The sequence below is a fragment of the Janthinobacterium sp. GW821-FHT03A03 genome (genome assembly GCF_059421435.1).
Genome location: NZ_JBWKUZ010000012.1, coordinates 75,232 through 94,595, shown reverse-complemented (window position 1 = coordinate 94,595; position 19,364 = coordinate 75,232). Strand labels below are relative to the sequence as shown.

At 63.5% G+C, this 19,364-nt stretch carries 21 protein-coding genes; 7 read left to right on the top strand and 14 right to left on the bottom strand.

The window, feature by feature from the left end:
- The first annotated feature begins 51 nt into the window (after window positions 1-51).
- On the top strand, window positions 52-1,755 hold the full coding sequence (locus AC07VI_RS20235; protein WP_492992553.1) for a thiamine pyrophosphate-binding protein: 1,704 nt from the start codon (window positions 52-54) through the stop codon (window positions 1,753-1,755).
- A gap of 71 nt (window positions 1,756-1,826) precedes the next feature.
- Here AC07VI_RS20235 and AC07VI_RS20230 read toward each other — a convergent pair whose 3' ends face one another.
- The 11 genes from AC07VI_RS20230 to AC07VI_RS20180 all read right to left on the bottom strand — a co-directional run bounded on the left by AC07VI_RS20230 (window position 1,827) and on the right by AC07VI_RS20180 (window position 11,519).
- Complete coding sequence (locus AC07VI_RS20230) at window positions 1,827-2,381, bottom strand: hypothetical protein (protein ID WP_086145303.1); 555 nt, start codon at window positions 2,379-2,381, stop codon at window positions 1,827-1,829.
- A 150-nt stretch (window positions 2,382-2,531) separates the two neighbouring features.
- A complete protein-coding gene (locus tag AC07VI_RS20225; RefSeq protein WP_086145302.1) occupies window positions 2,532-3,629 on the bottom strand; it encodes a porin in 1,098 nt (365 codons plus the stop codon).
- 120 nt (window positions 3,630-3,749) lie between these two features.
- Window positions 3,750-4,031, bottom strand: a complete 282-nt coding sequence (locus tag AC07VI_RS20220) for a hypothetical protein (RefSeq protein WP_139842456.1) — start codon at window positions 4,029-4,031, stop codon at window positions 3,750-3,752.
- A gap of 572 nt (window positions 4,032-4,603) precedes the next feature.
- A complete protein-coding gene (locus AC07VI_RS20215; protein WP_226936240.1) occupies window positions 4,604-5,062 on the bottom strand; it encodes a nuclear transport factor 2 family protein in 459 nt (152 codons plus the stop codon).
- Window positions 5,059-5,826 (bottom strand): SDR family NAD(P)-dependent oxidoreductase, encoded by a 768-nt coding sequence (locus AC07VI_RS20210; RefSeq protein WP_086145300.1) that lies wholly within the window; start codon window positions 5,824-5,826, stop codon window positions 5,059-5,061. Before AC07VI_RS20210 ends, AC07VI_RS20215 begins: the two co-directional genes overlap by 4 nt.
- A complete protein-coding gene (locus AC07VI_RS20205; protein WP_226936242.1) occupies window positions 5,823-6,383 on the bottom strand; it encodes a DUF3833 domain-containing protein in 561 nt (186 codons plus the stop codon). The genes AC07VI_RS20210 and AC07VI_RS20205 overlap by 4 nt, the downstream gene beginning before the upstream one ends.
- Window positions 6,371-7,651, bottom strand: coding sequence for an MFS transporter (locus AC07VI_RS20200; RefSeq protein ID WP_086145299.1), 1,281 nt, complete (start codon window positions 7,649-7,651; stop codon window positions 6,371-6,373). Before AC07VI_RS20200 ends, AC07VI_RS20205 begins: the two co-directional genes overlap by 13 nt.
- Window positions 7,648-8,196: a chalcone isomerase family protein gene (locus tag AC07VI_RS20195; RefSeq protein ID WP_086145298.1), complete on the bottom strand. Its 549-nt coding sequence runs from the start codon at window positions 8,194-8,196 to the stop codon at window positions 7,648-7,650. Before AC07VI_RS20195 ends, AC07VI_RS20200 begins: the two co-directional genes overlap by 4 nt.
- Window positions 8,197-8,198: 2 nt before the next feature.
- Complete coding sequence (locus AC07VI_RS20190; RefSeq protein WP_086145353.1) at window positions 8,199-9,362, bottom strand: SAM-dependent methyltransferase; 1,164 nt, start codon at window positions 9,360-9,362, stop codon at window positions 8,199-8,201.
- A gap of 65 nt (window positions 9,363-9,427) precedes the next feature.
- Window positions 9,428-10,219, bottom strand: coding sequence for a DUF1365 domain-containing protein (locus AC07VI_RS20185; protein WP_086145297.1), 792 nt, complete (start codon window positions 10,217-10,219; stop codon window positions 9,428-9,430).
- Window positions 10,209-11,519 carry an NAD(P)/FAD-dependent oxidoreductase gene (locus tag AC07VI_RS20180; RefSeq protein ID WP_086145352.1) on the bottom strand — a complete coding sequence of 437 codons (1,311 nt, stop codon included), beginning with the start codon at window positions 11,517-11,519 and terminating at the stop codon, window positions 10,209-10,211. Before AC07VI_RS20180 ends, AC07VI_RS20185 begins: the two co-directional genes overlap by 11 nt.
- 201 nt (window positions 11,520-11,720) lie before the next feature.
- On the opposite strand from AC07VI_RS20180, the gene AC07VI_RS20175 reads away from it, so the two are divergent.
- The 5 genes from AC07VI_RS20175 (at window position 11,721) to rpoH (ending at window position 16,905) form a co-directional block, all read left to right on the top strand.
- Window positions 11,721-12,671 carry a MerR family transcriptional regulator gene (locus tag AC07VI_RS20175; protein ID WP_086145296.1) on the top strand — a complete coding sequence of 317 codons (951 nt, stop codon included), beginning with the start codon at window positions 11,721-11,723 and terminating at the stop codon, window positions 12,669-12,671.
- Window positions 12,672-12,827: 156 nt separating this feature from the next.
- On the top strand, window positions 12,828-13,880 hold the full coding sequence (gene ftsY / locus AC07VI_RS20170; RefSeq protein ID WP_492992547.1) for a signal recognition particle-docking protein FtsY: 1,053 nt from the start codon (window positions 12,828-12,830) through the stop codon (window positions 13,878-13,880).
- A gap of 8 nt (window positions 13,881-13,888) precedes the next feature.
- Window positions 13,889-14,632: a cell division ATP-binding protein FtsE gene (locus AC07VI_RS20165; protein WP_076568395.1), complete on the top strand. Its 744-nt coding sequence runs from the start codon at window positions 13,889-13,891 to the stop codon at window positions 14,630-14,632.
- A complete protein-coding gene (gene ftsX, locus AC07VI_RS20160; RefSeq protein ID WP_086145294.1) occupies window positions 14,629-15,549 on the top strand; it encodes a permease-like cell division protein FtsX in 921 nt (306 codons plus the stop codon). The genes AC07VI_RS20165 and ftsX overlap by 4 nt, the downstream gene beginning before the upstream one ends.
- A gap of 462 nt (window positions 15,550-16,011) precedes the next feature.
- Complete coding sequence (gene rpoH / locus AC07VI_RS20155; protein ID WP_076568393.1) at window positions 16,012-16,905, top strand: RNA polymerase sigma factor RpoH; 894 nt, start codon at window positions 16,012-16,014, stop codon at window positions 16,903-16,905.
- Window positions 16,906-16,995: 90 nt separating this feature from the next.
- On the opposite strand, the gene AC07VI_RS20150 is transcribed toward rpoH, so the two are convergent.
- Entirely contained in the window at window positions 16,996-17,262 is a 267-nt protein-coding gene (locus AC07VI_RS20150) for a hypothetical protein (RefSeq protein ID WP_086145293.1), read from the bottom strand.
- Between the two features lie 179 nt (window positions 17,263-17,441).
- Between AC07VI_RS20150 and AC07VI_RS20145 the strand changes: the two genes are divergently transcribed.
- A complete protein-coding gene (locus tag AC07VI_RS20145) occupies window positions 17,442-17,894 on the top strand; it encodes a hypothetical protein (protein ID WP_086145292.1) in 453 nt (150 codons plus the stop codon).
- Here the strand turns inward: AC07VI_RS20145 and AC07VI_RS20140 are convergent.
- Entirely contained in the window at window positions 17,891-18,238 is a 348-nt protein-coding gene (locus AC07VI_RS20140; RefSeq protein WP_086145291.1) for an antibiotic biosynthesis monooxygenase family protein, read from the bottom strand. The two genes, AC07VI_RS20145 and AC07VI_RS20140, sit on opposite strands and share 4 nt — an antisense overlap.
- A complete protein-coding gene (locus AC07VI_RS20135) occupies window positions 18,235-19,362 on the bottom strand; it encodes a cytochrome P450 (protein ID WP_492992543.1) in 1,128 nt (375 codons plus the stop codon). Before AC07VI_RS20135 ends, AC07VI_RS20140 begins: the two co-directional genes overlap by 4 nt.
- Between the last annotated feature and the right edge of the window lie 2 nt (window positions 19,363-19,364).

Here is a 19,364-nt window from a genome sequence, read left to right as displayed (position 1 = left end):
TTCGCTTGCCCGATTTTCTTTGCCACCCCACTAGAATATAAAGAGCCGAACATGACGCAACAACCCCGTACCGGCGGCCAGATCCTGGTCGATGCCCTGCACATCCACGGTGTCGACACCGCCTTTGGCGTGCCCGGCGAGAGCTACCTCGACGTGCTCGACGCCCTGCACGATTCAGGCATCCGCTTCATCATCAACCGCCAGGAGGGCGGCGCCGCCTTCATGGCCGAAGCCTACGGCAAGCTGACGGGCAAGCCCGGCATCTGCTTCGTCACGCGCGGACCAGGCGCCACCAACGCATCGATCGGCGTGCACACGGCCTACCAGGATTCGACCCCGATGATCCTGTTCATCGGCCAGGTGGGCAATGATTTCATCGACCGCGAAGCATTCCAGGAAATCGACTACCGCCGCATGTACGGCCAGATGGCCAAGTGGGTGGCGCAGATCGACCGCGCCGAGCGCATCCCCGAATACCTGGCGCGCGCCTTCCAGGTGGCCACCAGCGGCCGCCCCGGCCCGGTCGTGCTGGCCTTGCCGGAAGACATGCTTATCTCCCTGGCCACGGTGGCCGACACGCGCGCCTACCAAAGCGTGCAGGCGGCGCCATCCGATGCCCAAGTGCAACAGCTGCGCGCCATGCTGGCCGCCGCGCAGCAACCGCTGGTGTTGCTGGGCGGCACCACCTGGACGCCGCAGGCCTGCGCCGACCTGCAACAATTTGCCGAAGCGAATCACTTGCCCGTCGCCTGCGCCTTCCGCTTCCAGGATTTGCTCGACAATGCCCACCCGAACTACGTCGGCGACGTCGGCATCGGCATCAACCCGAAACTGGCCGCGCGCGTGAAAAATGCCGACCTGGTCATCGCCATCGGCCCGCGCCTGGGCGAAATGACGACGGGCGGCTACACCCTGTTCGACGCGCCCGTGCCGCGCCAGCGCCTGGTGCACATCCATACGGATGCCGAGGAACTGGGCAGCGTTTACCAAGCCGAGCTGATGATCAACAGCGGCATGCCGCAGGCCTGCGCCATGCTGGCCACCATGGAACCCGTCGACGCTGCCGCATGGAAACATACACCGGCCGAAGCCAGGGCCGAGCTGGCCGCTTATCAGCAGCGTCCGCCCATCTTCCAGGACGGCAAGGCGCCGCTGGACCTGTGGCAAGTAACGCAGGACATCATGGCGCAGGCACCCGCTGACACCATCCTGACGAACGGCGCCGGCAATTACGCCTCGTGGGCGCACCGCTTTTATCGCTACGGCGGCCTGCGCACCCAGCTGGCGCCAACCAACGGCGCAATGGGCTACGGCGTGCCGTCCGGCGTGGCGGCCAAGATCGTGCACCCGGAACGCACCGTCATCACCTTTGCCGGCGATGGCGAATACATGATGAATGGCCAGGAACTGGCCACGGCCGTGCAATACCAGGCGGGCGTGGTCATCATCGTCTTCAATAACCAGATGTTCGGCACCATCCGCATGCACCAGGAACGCGATTATCCGGGCCGCGTGTCGGGCACGACCCTGCACAACCCGGATTTTGCCGCGCTGGCACAGGCATATGGCGCGCATGGCGAAGTGGTGAATACAACAGAAGAGTTCGCCCCAGCCCTGCAGCGGGCGCTGGCGCACGCCAGGGCGCATAGCTTGCCGGCCCTGATCGAACTGCGCTATGACGGCAACCTGATCACGCCGAACGCGACACTCGCCACCATCCGCGCGCATGCGGAAAAGGCGCAAGCGGCAACATAAGCCACTTGCAAGGCTGAAAATGGCAAGGCCCGGTCGATACCGGGCCTTTTTTATTTCAAAGCGACAACAAATTACGCAGCAGCGGGCGTGGGTGAGTGCTCCTGCATCGGCTCGGCAGGCGCCGCCTCGGCCGGTGCCTGCGGCATGGGCGGGCATGGCGTGCAATTTTTCAATGGACGGCCAAAATCGCGCACGCGGCTCAGCTTCATCGGCATGCGCACATTGCCGCCGCAGTAATCGCCTTCCAGGGTCAGGGTTTGCCCGTCTTTGGAAAACTTGCCGACGATGGTACGTTCCTCGCCGTCGGCGCCGGCAATGGTGAAGTCGAAGGCGCCCGTGGCGGCGTCCAGGTTGACGTCGTTGGCCACGATGGGCCAGCTCAGGGCGCCGGCCGTGAATTCATAGATGACGGAATCGGCTTCGGCAAAGCGGTGCAGGGTCACGCGCTGGCCGCCGATTTCGCCGCTGTCCTTTTGCAGGCACAGGTCCGAGTAGACGGCCACGCCGTAGCGCTCGAGTCCGGCCGGCTTCTTGCCCTTGGCCGCGGCAAACGCGGCACCCGTGGCGCTGGCGAGCACCAGGGCGGCCAGCATGGCGGCCAGGCGCGGCGATGTGTATGGATACATGGCATTCCTTTACTGTAGTGACGGCAACATTATAACTGCGCCGCCCATGCAAAAACGCGCCGCCAGGACTAGCCTGGAGACGCGTTTTCTTGCTTAAAGACATCCCCGAAGGGATGCCTGCAGCGGTACTAAGCTTCGCTTGCGCGAATATTAGAACGAGTGACGAACACCAACGTTGAAGGCTTTGTCGCCCGTACCAACATTGCTGTTGTTACCAACGGTGTAGCCTGCGCCGTTTTTGTTCTTGATTTTAGCGTACGAAGCGTAGGTGCTGGTGCGCTTCGACAGAGCGTACGAGTAGCCCACTGCCCATTGATCAGCATCAGCGTTCGTGGAAGCTTTGTCGTTCGTGCGGATGAACGAAGCCATGACGGTGCCAGCTGGGCCGACAGGTACGGTTGCGCCAACCAGGATGTTGTTGCTGTCGTTGCTGTAAGCAGCCGTGTTGTAGTTGAACGAGTTGACAGTCGAGAACGTGCCGTCAGCGTTTTCCTTGGCGTTGTTAGCTACAGCGCTGTTGTTACCTTTATTGGAACCGTATGCGATGTAAGCTTTAGCAACTGCGAAGTCGTAGTTAGCTGCAGCCAACCAGTTACGTGCGCTACCAGCTTCGGTGGTTGCGGTGTCGTTGCTGGTGGTGTTGTAAGCCAGACGTGCGTTCAGAGGACCGTTCGAGTAGCCAACCGACGCGCCGATTTGACGGCCGATTTTGTTCGACTCAGCTTTTTCGCCGAAGGTGTAAGCCACGTCAGCGTCAAAGCCGTTGAAGTTTGGCGAGGTGTACAGCACGGTGTTGCTGGTGCGGGTCAGTGCTTTCGATGGGAACAGGTTCTTGGCGGAACCAGCGTAGCCCACTGCGAATGGATCAGCAACTTTCGACAGGGTGTTGTACCAAGGGGTGTATTGACGACCCAGGGTCAGGGTACCAGCCGTTTTGCTGCTCAGACCTACGTACGATTGACGACCGAACAGGGCTTCGTTTTTACCTTGCGAGCCGGTGTCAACGCCGAAACCAGCTTCCAGAACGAACAGAGCCGACAGGCCGCTGCCCAGATCTTCGGTGCCTTTGAAGCCCAGACGGGAAGCCGAAGCAACGCCGCTGTCCAGTTTGTTAACGTTGCCGTTAACGCCGCCGCGCTCGCTGACGAAACCTGCGTCAACGGTACCGTAGATGACAACGCTCGATTGAGCTTGGGCTACGCCGGTGGCTGCTGCCAGAACTGCCAGGGTGATCAGAGTTTTTTTCATTGCGATTTCCTTTAATTTTGAAGCAAAAAGTAATACAGCCTATGCATCTCGAGCTGCGCTCTAACAGAGCGCTTTTTATGAGTGAGGGCAAGGTCTCCACCTGCCACATTGCTGTTCCGGTCAGAGGAACAATTCATATCGGTATCGGCACGCTATTGCACCGATAAGCTTGAAGGCTGCAGAACGACCGTATTTTCGTGCGCCGGTTCGGTGCTCAAAAGGCACCGGAAGCGGCACTATAACGACCGTTTCACATTCCATCAAGTTCCAACATGTTACTTCCGGTACCAGGCCGAGTGCTTTTTCAGGCATCCCGGCCATCGCCAACCGTACTGCGCGATAGAGCCAGTGCCCCTTGCCAACCAATGCATTGGCCTGATTGACCATTCCATCATAGCGCATGCCTAGTCGACATCCGTTGTATTAGTGCAACAGTATCAGGCGCATGATTAAAACGGCAACATGCTTCACCCATCATTTGCCCTCCACGACTTACACGACAAAGCGTGCAATTTGTAAGGTGATAATGGATAAACGGGACGAAGCATACACGGCATCGCCAATGTTTGCTGCCGGAGGTCCGAAAACGGGAAATAATGCGCGCCATTTTGGTGCGTTGCCGCATTATTCAGGGGCGTAGGCGCATATTTCGACGTCAGAGCAAGCACCGAAAAAATAGTCAGAGTACCAACACAATTACTGACTTTTCGGTAATTTAAATTGCTCACATAGAAATGTTTTCCTGTTCTTCCGGCACCGCCGCCAGGTACCCGCCTGGAATGGATGAGGACGACTCTTGCTTGCAAATTCCGCATCAATTGAAACAATTTCTTACAATGTTGCCTTCTAAATATTTCTACATATTTGTTGCAAATAAACGACATTTTGATCGAAATCAAGTTTTTCCAAGCGCCCTTGCGCAGTATTTTCTTTTTCTTTTGAGTAAATTTTGCTTAAAAACGGAAAAGCCGACGCTAGCGCCGGCCCGCGCGCTTGAGCACGCGCATGACGCAGCCCAGCAAAGGCAGCTTTTCATACAATTCCTCAGCCACATCCCAGTAATCGCGGTGCGATACCACCCGTCCCTGTGCATCGAAACGCACGTGCGTGGCGCCACGGATACATTGCTCTCCCGCCACCCGGCGTTTCAGGCGAAAACGGAATTCCCAGGTAAGAAACGCCTGCTCGCCCTGCCCCATGCGGTCGAGCACGATGAAACGGGGCGCATCGACCTGCACGAACATGTGCTCGAAGATGGCCAGGATGGCCGCATGGCCAGCCACCTCGTTGAACGGGTCCTTGAAACTGGCGTGCGGCGCATACACGGCGCCCAGCTGGGCCAGGCTTTCCAGGCTCAGGTGTTCGTAAAACGCCACCAGGCGCGCCAGCGCGCACTCCACGTCCGCCATCTGCTGCATATCTGCTCCAGTCATAAGCCGGTCACCTTGCGGATCAGCCAGAAATAGGCGCGGTAGGGCAAGAGCCGCGCCAGCCGCAGGACATTCGTAAAGCGTTTCGGAAAGTGGATATGAAACTGCCCCCGCTCCATGCCGTCGAGCATGGCTGCGGCCGCGTCCTGCGCCGTCATCAGGGCCGGCATCTTGAAATCGTTGCCTGCCGTCAAAGGCGTGGCGACAAAACCAGGGTTGATTTGATACACGTCAATTCCGCGCCCATGCAGATCCAGATACAGCGATTCCGTCAGGTTGATCAGCGCCGCCTTGCTGGCGCCATACGCGAGCGCCTTCGGCAAGCCGCCATAGCCGGCCACCGAGGCAACGATGCCGATGCCGCCCCGGCCCTGGCGCAACAACCACGGCAGGGCCTGGTCCAGGCAATTGAAGACGCCGCCCACATTCAGGGCCAGCAAGCCTTGTGCCGCTTCCAGGTCGAAAGCGTCGGCGCGCATGGCCTGATAGCCGCCCGCCACTACCAGTATCAGGTCGATGTGCGGCCACAACTGCATCAGTGCGGCGCACACGGCGCGCACCTGCGCATGCTGGGTGATGTCGAGCGGCAAGGCCAGCGCCAGCGGCTGCTCCTGGCATAGCTGCTCCAGGCTGGCGCGGTGGCGGGCCGACAAGGCCACGCTGGCACCCTGCTGCAACAGCTGGGTGGCGCAGGCTGCGCCGATGCCGCTGGAAGCGCCGATGATCCACACGCGCTTGCCGGCCCAGCTGGCAATCTTGCGATTCATGGCGCCGCCTGAGGACGCTTGCTGAAGGACAAGGTCACGGCGCCCAGGCTGAAACCGAACTTGCTCATGGCGGCGCGGTTGAGCATGACCTTGTCATCCATTAAAAACATCCAGTCCTCGAAGTCCACGTGATACACCGTGCCGTCGACAGGCAAGGCCAGCACGTATTGCCAGCGCAAGGCATTGCCGGCCACCTCGCCGACGGCTTGCCCGATCACATCGGGCGCCGTGCCGATGAAGCGCCCGGGCGCCGTCTTGCGCAGGGTCCACACGCGCCGCTGGCGGCTGCCGTCCGCATACGTGAAATCCTCGTCCAGGGTGCCGGTGTCACCGTGCCAGTTGGCGCGCAGCACCACCGTGAAACGTTTCACCACCCTGCCGGAGCGGTCCTGGAAGATGCCGTGCGCGTCGAGCGTGCCGTTGAAATACTGCTGCACGTCCAGTTTCGGCAATTCCTGCGCATATGTGGCAGGCAGGGGCGGCGTGGAACAGGCGGCCAGCGCCAGCAGCAAGGCCGCCAGCGGCAGGCGGTGTTTCCAGTTGTTCATGAGGCGCATGGCATCTTCTCCCGGTGATCGCTATATATATGTTGCAAGGGCGCGCGCCACAGCAGCAGCGCCGCCAGCAGCTTCAGGGCGCAGGGCAGCAAGGCGTAGGCGGCGGACAAGGCCGGCAAGCCGCCGTTGCCGCCTGGCACATAGCCGAGCCAGGCCAGCAGGGGCAAGGCGATGCCGGCCGCCAACGCCAGGCTCATCTGCACGCCCCAGTTCCACCAGCCGAAATACGCGGCCTCATGCCCGCCCGCCTGGCCGGCGGCGCCGATCAGCGCTGCCAGCAGGGCCGGCGGCAAGGCCAGGTCGGCGCCCAGGGCCAGGCCCGACAGCAGGCAGATACTGGCAAAGCCCCAGGCGGCGCCCGCGCCGAGGCCATACGCCCAGACGAAGACGGTGGCCGCCAGCAGCATGGCGCCGGCCCAGGCGCGCGCTTCGCCAAAACGGCGGGCCAGCACCACCCATGCGGGCATGGAAGCGGCCGCCGCGCAAAAGTAGACGCTCAGGAAAGCGCCCGCGTCATGCCCGAGGCGCAAGTAATCGCCGGCAAAAAACAGGAACAGGGTGGCGGGAATGGCCGCCGCCACGCCGTTGATGAGCAAAATGGCAAACAGCCAGCGAAACGCGCGCTGGCGAAATGGCAGCTGCCAGCCGCCACGGGACGCTGCCAGCGTGACGCCGGACGCTGCCGGACGCGGGGCGCGCGCCAGCAGCAAGGCGCCCGCCGCCAGCAGGCAGACGGCAAAGGCCAGCGACAAGCCGTCATAGCCGAGCACGGCTGTCAGTCCCGCCGCCAGGATCACGCCCGTCAACCCGCATGCCTCGCGCACGGCCGTCACGCGCGCACGCAGGCCCGGCGCCTGGCTCAGGGCCGCGCCCCAGCTCTGGTGGGCGATGCTGGCCAGGCCGAACGCCGCATACACAAGCAGCAAGGCAGCCAGGAACCAGGCCAGCGTAGCCGCGGGCGACAGGGACGGCGGATGGAACAGGGCGCCAAAGCCCAGCAGCAGCAAGGGCAGCGACGCGCCGACCAGCATGGCATAGCTGCGCCCGCCGCGCGCCATCCAGGCGCCCAGGGCCGGGTCGATGAAGGCGGCGGCGATGCGGGCCGCCAGCAGCACGGCGCCGATTTGCGCCAGGTCAAGACTGCTGCGCTGCGCATAAAACGGCGCCACATATATATAGATGGGCAGCGCCAGCATGGCCAGCGGCAAGCCGAACAGGCCATAGCTGAACAAGGCTGGCAAGGTCAGCGTGCCGGCAGCGGCGTTCATGGCAGCGGGGCCGCGTTCTGCAGCAAGGCGCTGCGCAGCTTCGGCGCCGTCGACTCGGGCGACAGCCAGATGGCAAAAAAGGCGCGCGCAAAGTCGCCGTCCGGCACGTCGGCCAGCACCTGGCCATCGAGATAAAAGCGCACGCCGGGGGCGGCGCCGGCCCGGTAGGCGCCCGCGATGCGCTGGCCTTCCTTGACGTCAGGAAAGATGCGTCGCATGGCGTCCAGCCACGCCAGACGCTGCGCTTGCGTGCCCGCGCCGATTTTCCGCATCTGTTCATAACTGGCCTCGGCGATCTTCCTGCCGTCGAGCGCACGCGCGTAGCGCAATTCCAATACAAACGGCGCCGTGGCGGACGCCGCGCCCTGGTAGCCGAACGGCCCCACCCATAGTTGTGCCTGATAAATGCGCATGCCGAACCACGTATAGTCGCCTTCGCCCGCCAGGCGGGCTGCGGGCACGTCGGCAGCGACAAAGCCTGGCGGCGCGGCCAGGGCGCAGGACATGGCCAACGACAACACGACAATGGCAAGCAAGCGGCCCATGCTCACTCCTTGACGAGGGTAAATTGCATCACATCCGTGTTGTGGGCCTGGAAGGCGGCCTCGCAATACGCGAGGTAAAACTCCCAGGTCAGCAGGAAACGGCCGTCGAAACCCTGCTTTTCCAGCGCCGCGCGCCGGGCCAGGAAGCTGGCGCGCCACTGGCGCAAGGTTTCCGCGTAATCAAGGCCAAAGCTGAAGGCGTCTTCCACGCGCAAGCCCTGCGCCTCGGCGGCGCGGCGAAACGCGGCCGGCGAAGGCAGCATGCCGCCCGGGAAAATGTACTGTTGAATAAAATCCGTGCTCTTGCTGTAGCGCTCGAACAACTCGTCGGCGATGACGATGGTCTGGATGCAGGCGCGTCCGCCCTGCTTCAAATTGCGCGCCACACAGGCGAAATAGCCGGGCCAATAGCTTTGCCCCACGGCTTCGAACATCTCGATCGAAGCGACAGCGTCGTACTGGCCGTGGCTGTCGCGGTAATCGCACAGCTGCAAATCGGCCAGGCTGGCAAGCCCCGCGTCGTGCAGGCGCTGGCGCGCATACGCCAGTTGCTCCGTCGACAAGGTCAGCCCCGTCACATGGGCGCCGTGGTCGCGCGCCGCCGTTTCCGCAAAGCCGCCCCAGCCGCAGCCGATTTCCAGCACGCGCTCGCCGGCCTGCAGCTGCAGCTCGCTGGCAATGCGCCGGTATTTCGCCGCCTGCGCCTGCTCCAGGCTGGCGCCCTCGCTGAACAGCGCGCTCGAATACGTCATCGACGGGTCCAGCCACAGCTGATAAAAGGCGTTGCCGATGTCGTAATGGGCGTGGATGTTCTTCTTGCTGCCGGCGCGCGAATTGCGGTTGAGCAAATGCCGCAGCTTATACACCAGGCTGCCCCACCAGTTGCCATAAATCAAGGACTCGATCTGGTCGCGATTGCGTATCATCAACTCGATCAAGCCCGGCAAATTGTCCGTGCGCCAGTCGCCCGCGATGAACGTTTCGGCAAAGCCGATGTCACCCGAGCGCAGGACGGCCGCGCACAAGCGCCAGTTGTGCAAGTCCAGGGCAACGGGATTGCCGCCGTCGCCATACAGCAGGACGCTGCCATCGGGCGTACGCAGGCGCAAGGCGCCGAACTTCAGTTGCGCCAGCAGCCGCAAAATCATGCGCCCGGAGGCGGGCATGTCCAGGTGCGCATGGTCATGGCACGCGCTGCGCACATGCACGCTGGTGGGCAGGGATTCAGAGCTCATCGGGACACCTTTTCTTGTGGAGGGAGGGGTTTGCTGAAAAACGGCACGCGGCGCAGCCACAGGCGCAGCGCCTGCCAATGGATGCGCGCCATCACGCCCCAGGTCATCAGCGGATAGCGCAGCAGGGCATAGACGATGGCGCCGTCCCCCAGGGGCCGCGCCGCGCCGGACAAGCTCGTCTGCAGCAGCGGGCCGTCGGGGTCGTCGTAATCGACGCGCGCCAGGTGGCGCTCGCCGTCCTGCTCGTCATTGCGCAGGAAACGGAAGCGGTAGCGTCCCTGCACCTGGCAAAACGGCGAGACGTGGAAAATCTTGCTGGCTTGCAATTCGCTGCCATGGGCGATGGCGCCGCCCTGCTCCAGCAGATACAGGTGGCGCTCGCCGAAGGTATTGCGCACATCGCAGAGCACGGCGCGCAGCGCGCCGTCAAGCCGGTGACAAAACCAGAAACTGACGGGGTTGAAGACATAGCCGAACACGCGCGGCATGGTTTGCAGCCAGATTTCGCCGTGCGCATCCGTCACGCCGTGCTGGCGCAGCAGGGTGTCTATCCATTGCAGCAGCGGCGTTTCCCCATCGCCATGATCGCGGTCGCGGAAGGACAGCAGATTGGTGCCGTTGCGCGAAATCAAACGGGCGGGAAAATCCTGCGCGCCCATGCTGCGCAGGGGCAGGCGCACATAATAGATGCCGTAGCTGAAAGCATGCGCGCGGGGCCGCAGGCGCGCATGGCGCACCTGGCCCAGGCACAGTTGCGGCTGCGCCGGCGGCGACGGCTCATGCGGCATGGCCAAGCTCCGCCGCCGCCATGCCATTGAGCACTTGCGCCACTGCCAGGCCCGACTTCAAGCCGTCCTCATGGAAACCATAGCCCGTCCAGGCGCCCGCGAACCACGTGTGCTGCGCGCCCTGGAAAGCGGCCAGGCGTGCCTGGGCGGCGATGGCCGCGCCATCGAACACGGGATGCGCATAGGAAAATTCGTCGATCACCTTGGCCGGGTCCGGCTCGTCGAGCGGATTGAGCGAGACGATGACGGGCGTCGTGAACGGCAGCGGCTGCAACTGGTTCAGCAGATAGTGCACGCACACTTGCGGCGCCTCGCCTTCCCCTGCCGCCCGGCCCTGGTAATTCCAGGCCGACCAGGCGCGGCGGCGCTGCGGCAGGCAGGACGCATCCGTATGCAGGACGGCCCGGTTCGGCTGGTAGCGCACGGCTTCGAGCACGGAGCGCTCGTCGTCGCGGATGTCTGCCAGCAGGGCCAGCGACTGGTCGCTGTGGCAAGCGAGCACCACGTGATCGGCATGCGCGACGCCTGCCGCCGTGTGCAGCTCGACCATGCGCGCACCGCCGTGCCCCTGGCGGTGCACGGCCAGCACGGGACACGCGAGGCGTTGCTGGGGGATGCCCGCCAGCAGTTTTTCCACGTACACGCGCGCGCCGCCCCGCACCGTGCGCCATTGGGGCCGGTCGCTGACCTGCAACAAGCCGTGGTTGTGGCAGAAACGGATAAAGGTGGCCAGCGGAAAGGCCAGCATCTGGCGCGCTGGGCATGACCAGATGCAGGCCGCCATCGGCAACAGATACCAGTGGCGGAACCCGGCGTCATAGCCGTGCAGGTCGAGAAACTCGCCCAACGACAGGGCCGGCGCCGGCAAGCTGGCCGTGGCCAGGGCGCTGGCCTGCCGGTTGAAGCGCACGATATCGCGCAGCATGCGCAAAAAGGCGGGGCGCAGCAGGTTGCCGCGCTGGGCAAACACGGTGTCCAGGCTGGCGCCCGCCCATTCCAGCACGCGGGCATGCGCGGCAGTACCCAGCGGCATCTTCACGGAAAACGACATGTCGCTGTCGGCCGCCGCGACGCCCAGTTCATCGAACAGCTGGACCAGGTTCGGATAGGTGGCGTGGTTAAACACGAGAAAGCCCGTGTCCACGCCATGCGTGGCGCCGTCGAGCGTGACGTCGACCGTGTGGCTGTGGCCGCCGAAATAATCGCCCGCCTCATACAAGGTGACGTCCTGGCCCGCCTGCGCCAGCCGATACGCACATGACAAACCTGCAATTCCCGCACCGACAACAGCAATCTTCATGATGGCACCCATATCAAGTTTGTCCTGGACAAATCGACCTAGCAGGATATTCGATTAAATATTGAGCTATGTCAATGAGGGCGTGCGCCACTCAGGAACTTGTACGCAGGCGCTTTCCAATCGGATTCAGCTATTTGGTGCGGGACAGGCAAAGGCGTAAAATGCATGCCACGTTCATCCGCAAGCGAGCAAAACCCTGGTATGGATACTGACCTGCAAGCACTGCATCCCCCTTCCGCCTTCAGCATCAGCGATGTCGAGCGCGATACGGGGCTGGCCAAGGAAACCTTGCGTGTCTGGGAGCGCCGCTACGCCTTTCCCCAGCCGCAGCGCGACGCCTTCGGCGAACGCAGCTACCCGGCCGAGCAGGTGCAAAAACTGCGCATGGTCAAGCGCTTGCTGGACCTCGGATTTCGTCCGGGTAAAATCATGCAGCACAGCACCCTGCAACTGCAGCAGCTGGCCAGCGCCGGCACGCCGCCGTCCCAGCAGGCGGCGCCGCAACTCGGGCACTACCTGGCCCTGTGCCGCGGCCACCGGATGGCGGAACTGGGCGACGCCCTGCGCCAGGCGCTGGCCGTGCTGGGCCTGAAAGCCTTTACCGTCGACGTGATCGCGCCGCTGACCGGCATGGTAGGCGAGGCCTGGGCCTGCGGCGAACTGGCCGTGTACGAGGAGCATCTGTATAGCGAAACCTTGCAGACGGTGATGCGCCACGCGATTTTTTCGCTGCCACAACAAAGCAGTCCCAGCACGCGCACGCCGCGCATCGTCCTGAGCACCCTGCCGCAGGAACGCCACGGCCTGGGCTTGCTGATGGCCGAGGCGCTGTGCGTGGCGGCCGGCGCGCACTGCATGTCGCTGGGCGTGGAAACGCCGCTGACCGACATCGTCGCGGCGGCCGGCGCGCAGCGGGCCGACATCGTCGCGCTGTCGTTTTCCAGCGCCAGCAAGGCAAGGCAGACGCGCGACAGCCTGCAGCAGCTGCACGCCAGCCTGCCGGCCAGCACCGAGCTGTGGGCGGGCGGGCGCAGCCCCGTGCTCCACAAGCGTCCGCCGCCGTTCCTGCACGTGCTCGATTTGCGCCAGGTCGAGGAAAGCATCGCCAGCTGGCGCCAGCGCCATGCGCCCGACGCCGTGCAAACGCACTGATCGCAATATATCTGCGGCGATCTCCGGGGATAGGCGCGCAATGTTGCCAATCGAACAGTAATGCATGAAGCGCCGGGCGCGCTCTGGTAGAATAGCCGGTATGAAACAGTGTCCGGCGCCGCCGGGCCTAAGGTCAGCACCCGCCACCACACATCCATGTTTAGTTTCTTCAAGAAAAAAACCGCCGCCCCTGAAGCCTTGCCTGCCAGTGTCGAGCCTATCGCCGCGCCCGCCGCCGTCACGCCGCCCGCCGTCCCCCTGAGCGGTGCGCCAGCCGAGCTCGTGCCCGTGATCGTCGCTGCCGAGCCCGAGAAAAAATCGTGGATGACGCGCCTGAAGGCCGGCTTGTCGAAAACCTCGAACACCTTGTCCGTGCTGTTCGTCGGCGCGAAGATCGACGACGCCCTGTACGAAGAGCTGGAAGCGGCGCTGCTGATGTCCGACGCCGGCATCGACGCCACCGAATTCCTGCTCACGGAATTGAAGAAAAAGGTCAAGGAAGACAAGCTGCTCGATGCGGCCGCCGTCAAGGCCGCCCTGAAAGTGCTGCTGATCGAGCTCTTGCTGCCGCTGGAAAAGCGCTTCGAACTGGGCCGCCACAAGCCGCTGGTGATGATGATTTCCGGCGTGAATGGCGCCGGCAAGACCACCACCATCGGCAAGCTGGCCAAGCACATGCAGTCGAACAACCAGTCCGTGCTGCTGGCCGCGGGCGACACCTTCCGCGCCGCCGCGCGCGAGCAGCTGATGGTCTGGGGCGAGCGCAACAACGTTACCGTGATCTCGCAGGAATCGGGCGACCCGGCCGCCGTGGCCTACGACTCCGTGCAATCGGCGAAAGCGCGCGGCATCGACGTGGTGATGGTCGACACGGCGGGCCGCCTGCCGACGCAATTGCACCTGATGGAAGAATTGAAGAAAATCAAGCGCGTAATCGGCAAGGGCATGGAGGGCGCGCCGCATGAAACGCTGCTCGTCATCGACGGCAACACGGGGCAGAATGCCCTCACGCAAGTCAAGGCCTTCGACGACGCCCTGCAGCTGAGCGGCCTGGTGATCACCAAGCTGGACGGCACCGCCAAGGGCGGCGTGCTGGCGGCCATCGCCCGCGTGCGCCCCGTGCCCGTGTATTTCATCGGCATCGGTGAAAAAATTGAAGACTTGCAGCCCTTCGTGGCTGCCGAATTTGTCGAAGCGCTGCTCGGATAAGCCTATACATGATTGAATTTCAGCACGTCTCCAAGCAATACTCCCCCGACGCAGTGGCGCTCAGCGACATTTCGCTGAGCATTGCCAAAGGCGAGCTGGTCTTCCTGGCCGGCCCGTCCGGCGCCGGCAAGTCCACCCTGCTGAAAATGATCGCCGCCATGGAGCGCCCCACGTCGGGCAAGCTGATCGTCAACGGCCAGGACATGGCGAAGATCAAGCCGGCCGGCGTGCCATTTCTGCGCCGTAACATGGGCCTGATCTTCCAGCAGCAGAAACTGCTGAACGACCGCTCCATCCTGGCCAACGTCATGCTGCCCCTGCTCGTCGTCGGCGCGCATAAAGTGGCCGCCGAGCAGCGCGCACGCGCCGCGCTCGACAAGGTTGGCCTGCTCGACCGCGCCCTGGCGCGCCCGCTGTCGCTGTCGGGCGGCGAGCAGCAGCGCGTCTCGATCGCGCGCGCCATCGTCAACCGGCCGCAGATCATCCTGGCCGACGAACCGACGGCCAACCTGGACCGCGCCAGCGCCAACAAGGTGCTCGACGCCCTCAAAGCATTCCACTCGGTGGGCGTGACCTGCCTCATCTCCAGCCACGACGAACAGATGCTCGACGCCGCCGCCCGCGTGATCCACCTGAAGAACGGCCAGCTGGTCGCCATCGACAAGGCCACGCAGGCGCCCGTGTTCGCCCCGCCCGACCCCGATTTTGCGCCCGCCCCCGATGCGGACGACGCGCAGGGAGAACAGGCATGAGAGGCTGGTTCCGTCAACACCGCTTCGCCCTCGGTTCGGCGCTGATTCATCTGCGCAAGTCGCCCGGCGGCTTTTTATTGAACGTCGTCGTCGTCGCCATCGCCCTGTCGCTGCCGTTTGCCGGCCTGACCATGCTCGACAACGTGCGTCCCATGTCGGAGCAGATGTCGGTCGACCCGGAAATCAGCGTCTTCCTGAAAATCGACACGCCGCGCGAGCAGGCCGTGGCCCTGGCCGGCGCCATGCGCAAGATCGTGCGCGAGCAAAAGGCGAAGATCGTCTTCATCCCGCGCGAACAGGCGCTCGACACCCTGAAAAACAAGAACGGCCTGGCCGACGTGCTGAGCACCCTGGGCGACAATCCCCTGCCCGACAGCTATGTGCTGAAACTCGACGCCTTCAGCAGCGCCAGCGAAGCGCAGGACGTCGACGCCGTGGCGGAACAGCTGCGCCACCTGCCCGGCGTGGAATCGGCGCAAGTCGATTCGGCCTGGGTCAAGCGCCTGGCGGCCCTGCTGGGCGTGCTGCGCCTGGTGCTGCTGCTGCTGGCGATCACCCTGGGCGTGGCCGTCATCGCCGTGGTCTTCAATACCATCCGCCTGCAAGTGATGCAGCAGCGCGATGAAATCAGCATCTCGAAACTGATCGGCGCAACCGACACCTTCATCCACCGCCCCTTCTATTACACGGGCGCCCTGCTGGGCCTGTGCGCCGGCGCGCTGGCCCTGGGCGCCGTGGCGCTGGCCTTGCAGCCGCTCAATACCGCGATTGCCGAGTTTGCCCGCCTGTACGCGTCCGAATTCCAGCTGGTGCCGCTGGCGCCGCTGTCGATGGCCGGCCTGCTGGCCGTCAGCGCGGGCCTGGGCCTGACCGGCGCCTTCCTCTGCGTGCAGCGCCATCTGGCGCGCCTGAACTGACCTTCCCTCCCATGGCGGCGCCACGCGCGCCGCCATTCCTCACTGCCCCTTGTTTTTTTGACACTCACCCCATACTGCTGTTATCTTGATATTAAGCAAGTATTCTTAAGGTTCGCTTCAGCTTGCGGCCGTAGACTATGTATGTTGTCGCTGGGAAGCAAGAAAAGGGCGCGCATGGCAGTGCCGATGCGGCCCGGCGCGATGTTTTAGATTACATATCAGTCATTAAAACCCCATAGCATATAGGCTATCAGAGCGATTAAATGTGCTGATTGGCACTCTCAAGCAGAGAGTGCTAATATATGGACATACCCAGGCAGGATCGCCATGAGCGCCAGATATAGATGGTGCCGCGAACTGCAAAGTGCAAGACCGGATACGCAAGAACGAACTAAAAACGGGCCCTGTCGTGTGACATGGCCAACTGGAACAAAGCAAGACTACGAGGGAGAAAACATGACTATGATGTCCGCAACGTCCGCATTGGTTCCGACCAAGAATAACGCGCTGGGCCTCGGGTTCACCGGCAATCTGGGCAATATCGACGCCTATATTTCGGCCGTGAACCGTCTGCCCATGTTGACCCACGCCGAAGAAATGTCGCTGGCGAAACGCCTGCGCGAAAAAAATGACCTGGCCGCCGCGCAAGAGCTGGTGCTGTCGCACCTGCGCCTGGTGGTCTCGATTGCCCGCGGCTACCTGGGCTATGGCTTGCCGCATGCCGACCTGATTCAGGAAGGCAATATCGGCCTGATGAAAGCCGTGAAACGTTTCGACCCTGACCAGGGCGTGCGCCTGGTGTCGTACGCCATGCACTGGGTGAAAGCCGAGATGCACGAGTACATCCTGAAAAACTGGCGCCTGGTCAAAGTGGCGACGACGAAGGCGCAGCGCAAGCTGTTCTTCAACCTGCGCAGCCACAAGACGGGCCTCGATGCGATGACGCCGAAGCAGATCGACGCGCTGGCCAAGCTGCTCGACGTGAAGCGCGAAGAAGTGATCGAGATGGAAACGCGCTTGAGCGGCCGCGACATCGCCCTGGAGTCGCCGACCGACGATGAGGACGACAAGTTTTCGCCGATCGCCTACCTGTCGTCGGAGCAAAGCGAGCCGACCAAGGTGCTGGAAGCGGAGCAAGTGACGCGCCTGCAATCGGAAGGCCTGGAAACGGCCTTGAGCAAGCTGGACGACCGTTCGCGCCGCATCATCGAAGCGCGCTGGCTGGCCAACGACGACGGTTCCGGCGCCACCCTGCACACCCTGGCAGAAGAGTTCGGCGTATCGGCCGAACGCATCCGCCAGATCGAAGTGGCGGCGCTGAAAAAAATGAAGGGCGCGCTGGCCGCTTACGTGTAACAGCAAGCCAGAGCCGCAGTAAAAAGGCGCCGCAAGGCGCCTTTTAGTTTTGAACTTTGATATTTATCAACAGATAAACATTGTCGACCGTTAAGCTGCAGCCAGGCCCTTGGTGATCAGCTCGGCGACGACCTCATTCAGATCCGCGCCGCGCTCCTTGGCCAGGGTCTGCAATTGCAAGACCAGATCGCTGTTCAGCTTGACGGCGAACGGCACCAGGCCCAGGGCCTGATCGCGCTTGCGCTGCTCGCGGCGGTCGACGAGCACCGCTTCCTTACCGAATGCACCGGCGCCGGGAACATTCATCTTTCCCATCAGTTTCTTGGCATCGCTCTTGGCCAGGTCGGTTTTTTTCATGGTTGTTTCCTGATTTTCAAAACAGCCATTCTACGCAGTAATCGGCGCGCCGCGTGGACGGCGCATCAATTCATCCGCAGCACGCCAATGGTGCGCCGGAAAAATATCATTTTGTTATTATCATTTTCATCCCACGCGTGGATGCCACGTCGGGGACGCTCCACCTGAAAGGAAAAAACATGCATTACCTCCATGACTCGTATCGCCGCCTGTTCCTGCCCCTGCTCGTCGCCTGCCTGGCCGTGCTGGCCGGCTGCGGCGCGGCCGGCAGCGCCGGCGACGCGGAAAACACGCCGCGCAGCGTCACCCACGTGCTGTCGCCGGGCCAGCAGGTGGCCATCACGGCCACGGACACCCTGAAACTCGAGCGCGTCAACGACAGCCGCTGCCGCAAGGGCGCCGTGTGCGTGTGGAAAGGCTACGTCAGCTACAGCTTCAGTTTGCTCAACAGCGCGGGCGCCACCGACATCGTCCTGTCCGAGTCCATGCCCGGCGCGTCCAGTTCCGTGACCGTCAACCACCTGACGTTCACCCTGCTCGACGTCGACCCGGCCACGCCGCCGGCCCTGAACGCAGCCGAACCCGCGTATCGGGTCAAGGTCAAGATTACGCAGGGCGCGCTGGCACGCTAATTACCGTGGCGACGCCGGCTGTCGGCGGGCGCCTGCTGCCGCGCCAGCATGCCGTAATCGCGCACGACGGCGGCGATGCGCAGCCGGTAATCGTCGAACACGCCCTGCCGGCCGGCCGACTGCGCCGCCCGGTGCGCTTCCAGCTGGCGCCACTGCGCCAGCGCCGCTTCGTCGCGAAAGAAAGACAGCGACAGCAGTTTGCCTGGTTCGCTCAGGCTGCCGAAGCGTTCGATGGAAATGAAACCATCGACCTCGTCGAGCAAGGGCCGCAGGGACGCCGCCAGGTCCAGGTACTGCTGGCGCCCTTCGGCGCCGGGCCAGACTTCAAAAATCACGGCAATCATGCGCTGGCTCCTTGCATAAACACGGGGATACGGGCGTTCAGCGAGGGCAGATAACTCCAAGCCAGCGGCAAGTCTTGCAGGCTATCGGCCCATGCCTGCAAACAAGCCGTGGCTATCGTCTGCGCGATGGACTGGCCGGGACAGGCGTGACGGCCATGGCCAAAGCCTGACTCCGCATGGCCGGCGCTGGCCAGCACGACGATAATCATCTGTCCGGCCGGTATGCGCACGCCGTGCAATTGCACGTCCTCCGCCGTGTAGCGGCGCGTGTTGTGGATCGAGGGATCACGCAGGCTGACGTCGCGTAACAGGGCCGGCCATCGCCCGGGTGCGGCGCGCAGTTGCGTGGACAACTCCGGCTGCGCGCGCAAGGCCACGACGGCATTGCCCAGCAAGCCGGCCGTGGCGTCGCAGGTCTGCGACAGCAAGCCCACGAGGTTGGCCAGCACGCCGCCAGACGCCTGCCAGCCGACGGCATCCGCCCCGGCCACGATGTCGTGCAGCAAGCTGCCGGGCAAGGCCTCCGCCTCGCGCAGCAACACGCTAAAACCTCGCAGCAAGGCATAGGCTGCGTCCTGCGCGCCGGCCAATTGTTCGCCATTGCTGAGCGGCGACAGACAGGCGACAAAATCACGCGTCCAGGCGGCCAGCGCCGGCCATTGCGCTGGCGCAAAGCCCAGCAAGTCCGCCATGGCGAACAGGGGCAGTTCAACAATTGCATCATTGAGCCGCGCGGCGCGGCCGGGAACGCGGTCACCGGCAAGCTGCATCACCCGCCCATGCAGGCGCGCCAGATCCACCCGGCCCAGCGCCCGCGCCAGCACCTGGTTTGGCACGGCATGCCGTTCGCCGTCGTTCATGCGCACCAGTTCGGCAAAAATCGCGCCGCAAGGCGTGCCTGCCAGGTTGAGCGGCACGGCCAAGCCCGGCGGGCGCACGCGGCAAGCGGGATGCGCGAGCACGGCCTGCACGCCAACGGCTCCCGTCGCCAGCCAGCAATCGAGCGACGCGTCGAAACGCAGCGGCGGGCCGTCCGCCAGGCGGCGATAGTAGTCATACGGCGCCGCGTGGGTGACGGCGGAAAAAGGGTCGGCGGGGTCGATAAGAAAGTCGGCGAGCGGCATGC

Excerpts from the sequence above, each read along its gene's own strand:
- AC07VI_RS20235 (WP_492992553.1), top strand. The coding sequence starts at position 52 with ATGACGCAACAACCCCGTACCGGCGGCCAGATCCTGGTCGATGCCCTG.
- AC07VI_RS20230 (WP_086145303.1), bottom strand. The coding sequence starts at position 2,381 with ATGTATCCATACACATCGCCGCGCCTGGCCGCCATGCTGGCCGCCCTG.
- AC07VI_RS20225 (WP_086145302.1), bottom strand. The coding sequence starts at position 3,629 with ATGAAAAAAACTCTGATCACCCTGGCAGTTCTGGCAGCAGCCACCGGC.
- AC07VI_RS20220 (WP_139842456.1), bottom strand. The coding sequence starts at position 4,031 with ATGCGCTATGATGGAATGGTCAATCAGGCCAATGCATTGGTTGGCAAG.
- AC07VI_RS20215 (WP_226936240.1), bottom strand. The coding sequence starts at position 5,062 with ATGACTGGAGCAGATATGCAGCAGATGGCGGACGTGGAGTGCGCGCTG.
- AC07VI_RS20210 (WP_086145300.1), bottom strand. The coding sequence starts at position 5,826 with ATGAATCGCAAGATTGCCAGCTGGGCCGGCAAGCGCGTGTGGATCATC.
- AC07VI_RS20205 (WP_226936242.1), bottom strand. The coding sequence starts at position 6,383 with ATGCGCCTCATGAACAACTGGAAACACCGCCTGCCGCTGGCGGCCTTG.
- AC07VI_RS20200 (WP_086145299.1), bottom strand. The coding sequence starts at position 7,651 with ATGAACGCCGCTGCCGGCACGCTGACCTTGCCAGCCTTGTTCAGCTAT.
- AC07VI_RS20195 (WP_086145298.1), bottom strand. The coding sequence starts at position 8,196 with ATGGGCCGCTTGCTTGCCATTGTCGTGTTGTCGTTGGCCATGTCCTGC.
- AC07VI_RS20190 (WP_086145353.1), bottom strand. The coding sequence starts at position 9,362 with ATGCCCGCCTCCGGGCGCATGATTTTGCGGCTGCTGGCGCAACTGAAG.
- AC07VI_RS20185 (WP_086145297.1), bottom strand. The coding sequence starts at position 10,219 with ATGCCGCATGAGCCGTCGCCGCCGGCGCAGCCGCAACTGTGCCTGGGC.
- AC07VI_RS20180 (WP_086145352.1), bottom strand. The coding sequence starts at position 11,519 with ATGAAGATTGCTGTTGTCGGTGCGGGAATTGCAGGTTTGTCATGTGCG.
- AC07VI_RS20175 (WP_086145296.1), top strand. The coding sequence starts at position 11,721 with ATGGATACTGACCTGCAAGCACTGCATCCCCCTTCCGCCTTCAGCATC.
- ftsY (WP_492992547.1), top strand. The coding sequence starts at position 12,828 with ATGTTTAGTTTCTTCAAGAAAAAAACCGCCGCCCCTGAAGCCTTGCCT.
- AC07VI_RS20165 (WP_076568395.1), top strand. The coding sequence starts at position 13,889 with ATGATTGAATTTCAGCACGTCTCCAAGCAATACTCCCCCGACGCAGTG.
- ftsX (WP_086145294.1), top strand. The coding sequence starts at position 14,629 with ATGAGAGGCTGGTTCCGTCAACACCGCTTCGCCCTCGGTTCGGCGCTG.
- rpoH (WP_076568393.1), top strand. The coding sequence starts at position 16,012 with ATGATGTCCGCAACGTCCGCATTGGTTCCGACCAAGAATAACGCGCTG.
- AC07VI_RS20150 (WP_086145293.1), bottom strand. The coding sequence starts at position 17,262 with ATGAAAAAAACCGACCTGGCCAAGAGCGATGCCAAGAAACTGATGGGA.
- AC07VI_RS20145 (WP_086145292.1), top strand. The coding sequence starts at position 17,442 with ATGCATTACCTCCATGACTCGTATCGCCGCCTGTTCCTGCCCCTGCTC.
- AC07VI_RS20140 (WP_086145291.1), bottom strand. The coding sequence starts at position 18,238 with ATGATTGCCGTGATTTTTGAAGTCTGGCCCGGCGCCGAAGGGCGCCAG.
- AC07VI_RS20135 (WP_492992543.1), bottom strand. The coding sequence starts at position 19,362 with ATGCCGCTCGCCGACTTTCTTATCGACCCCGCCGACCCTTTTTCCGCC.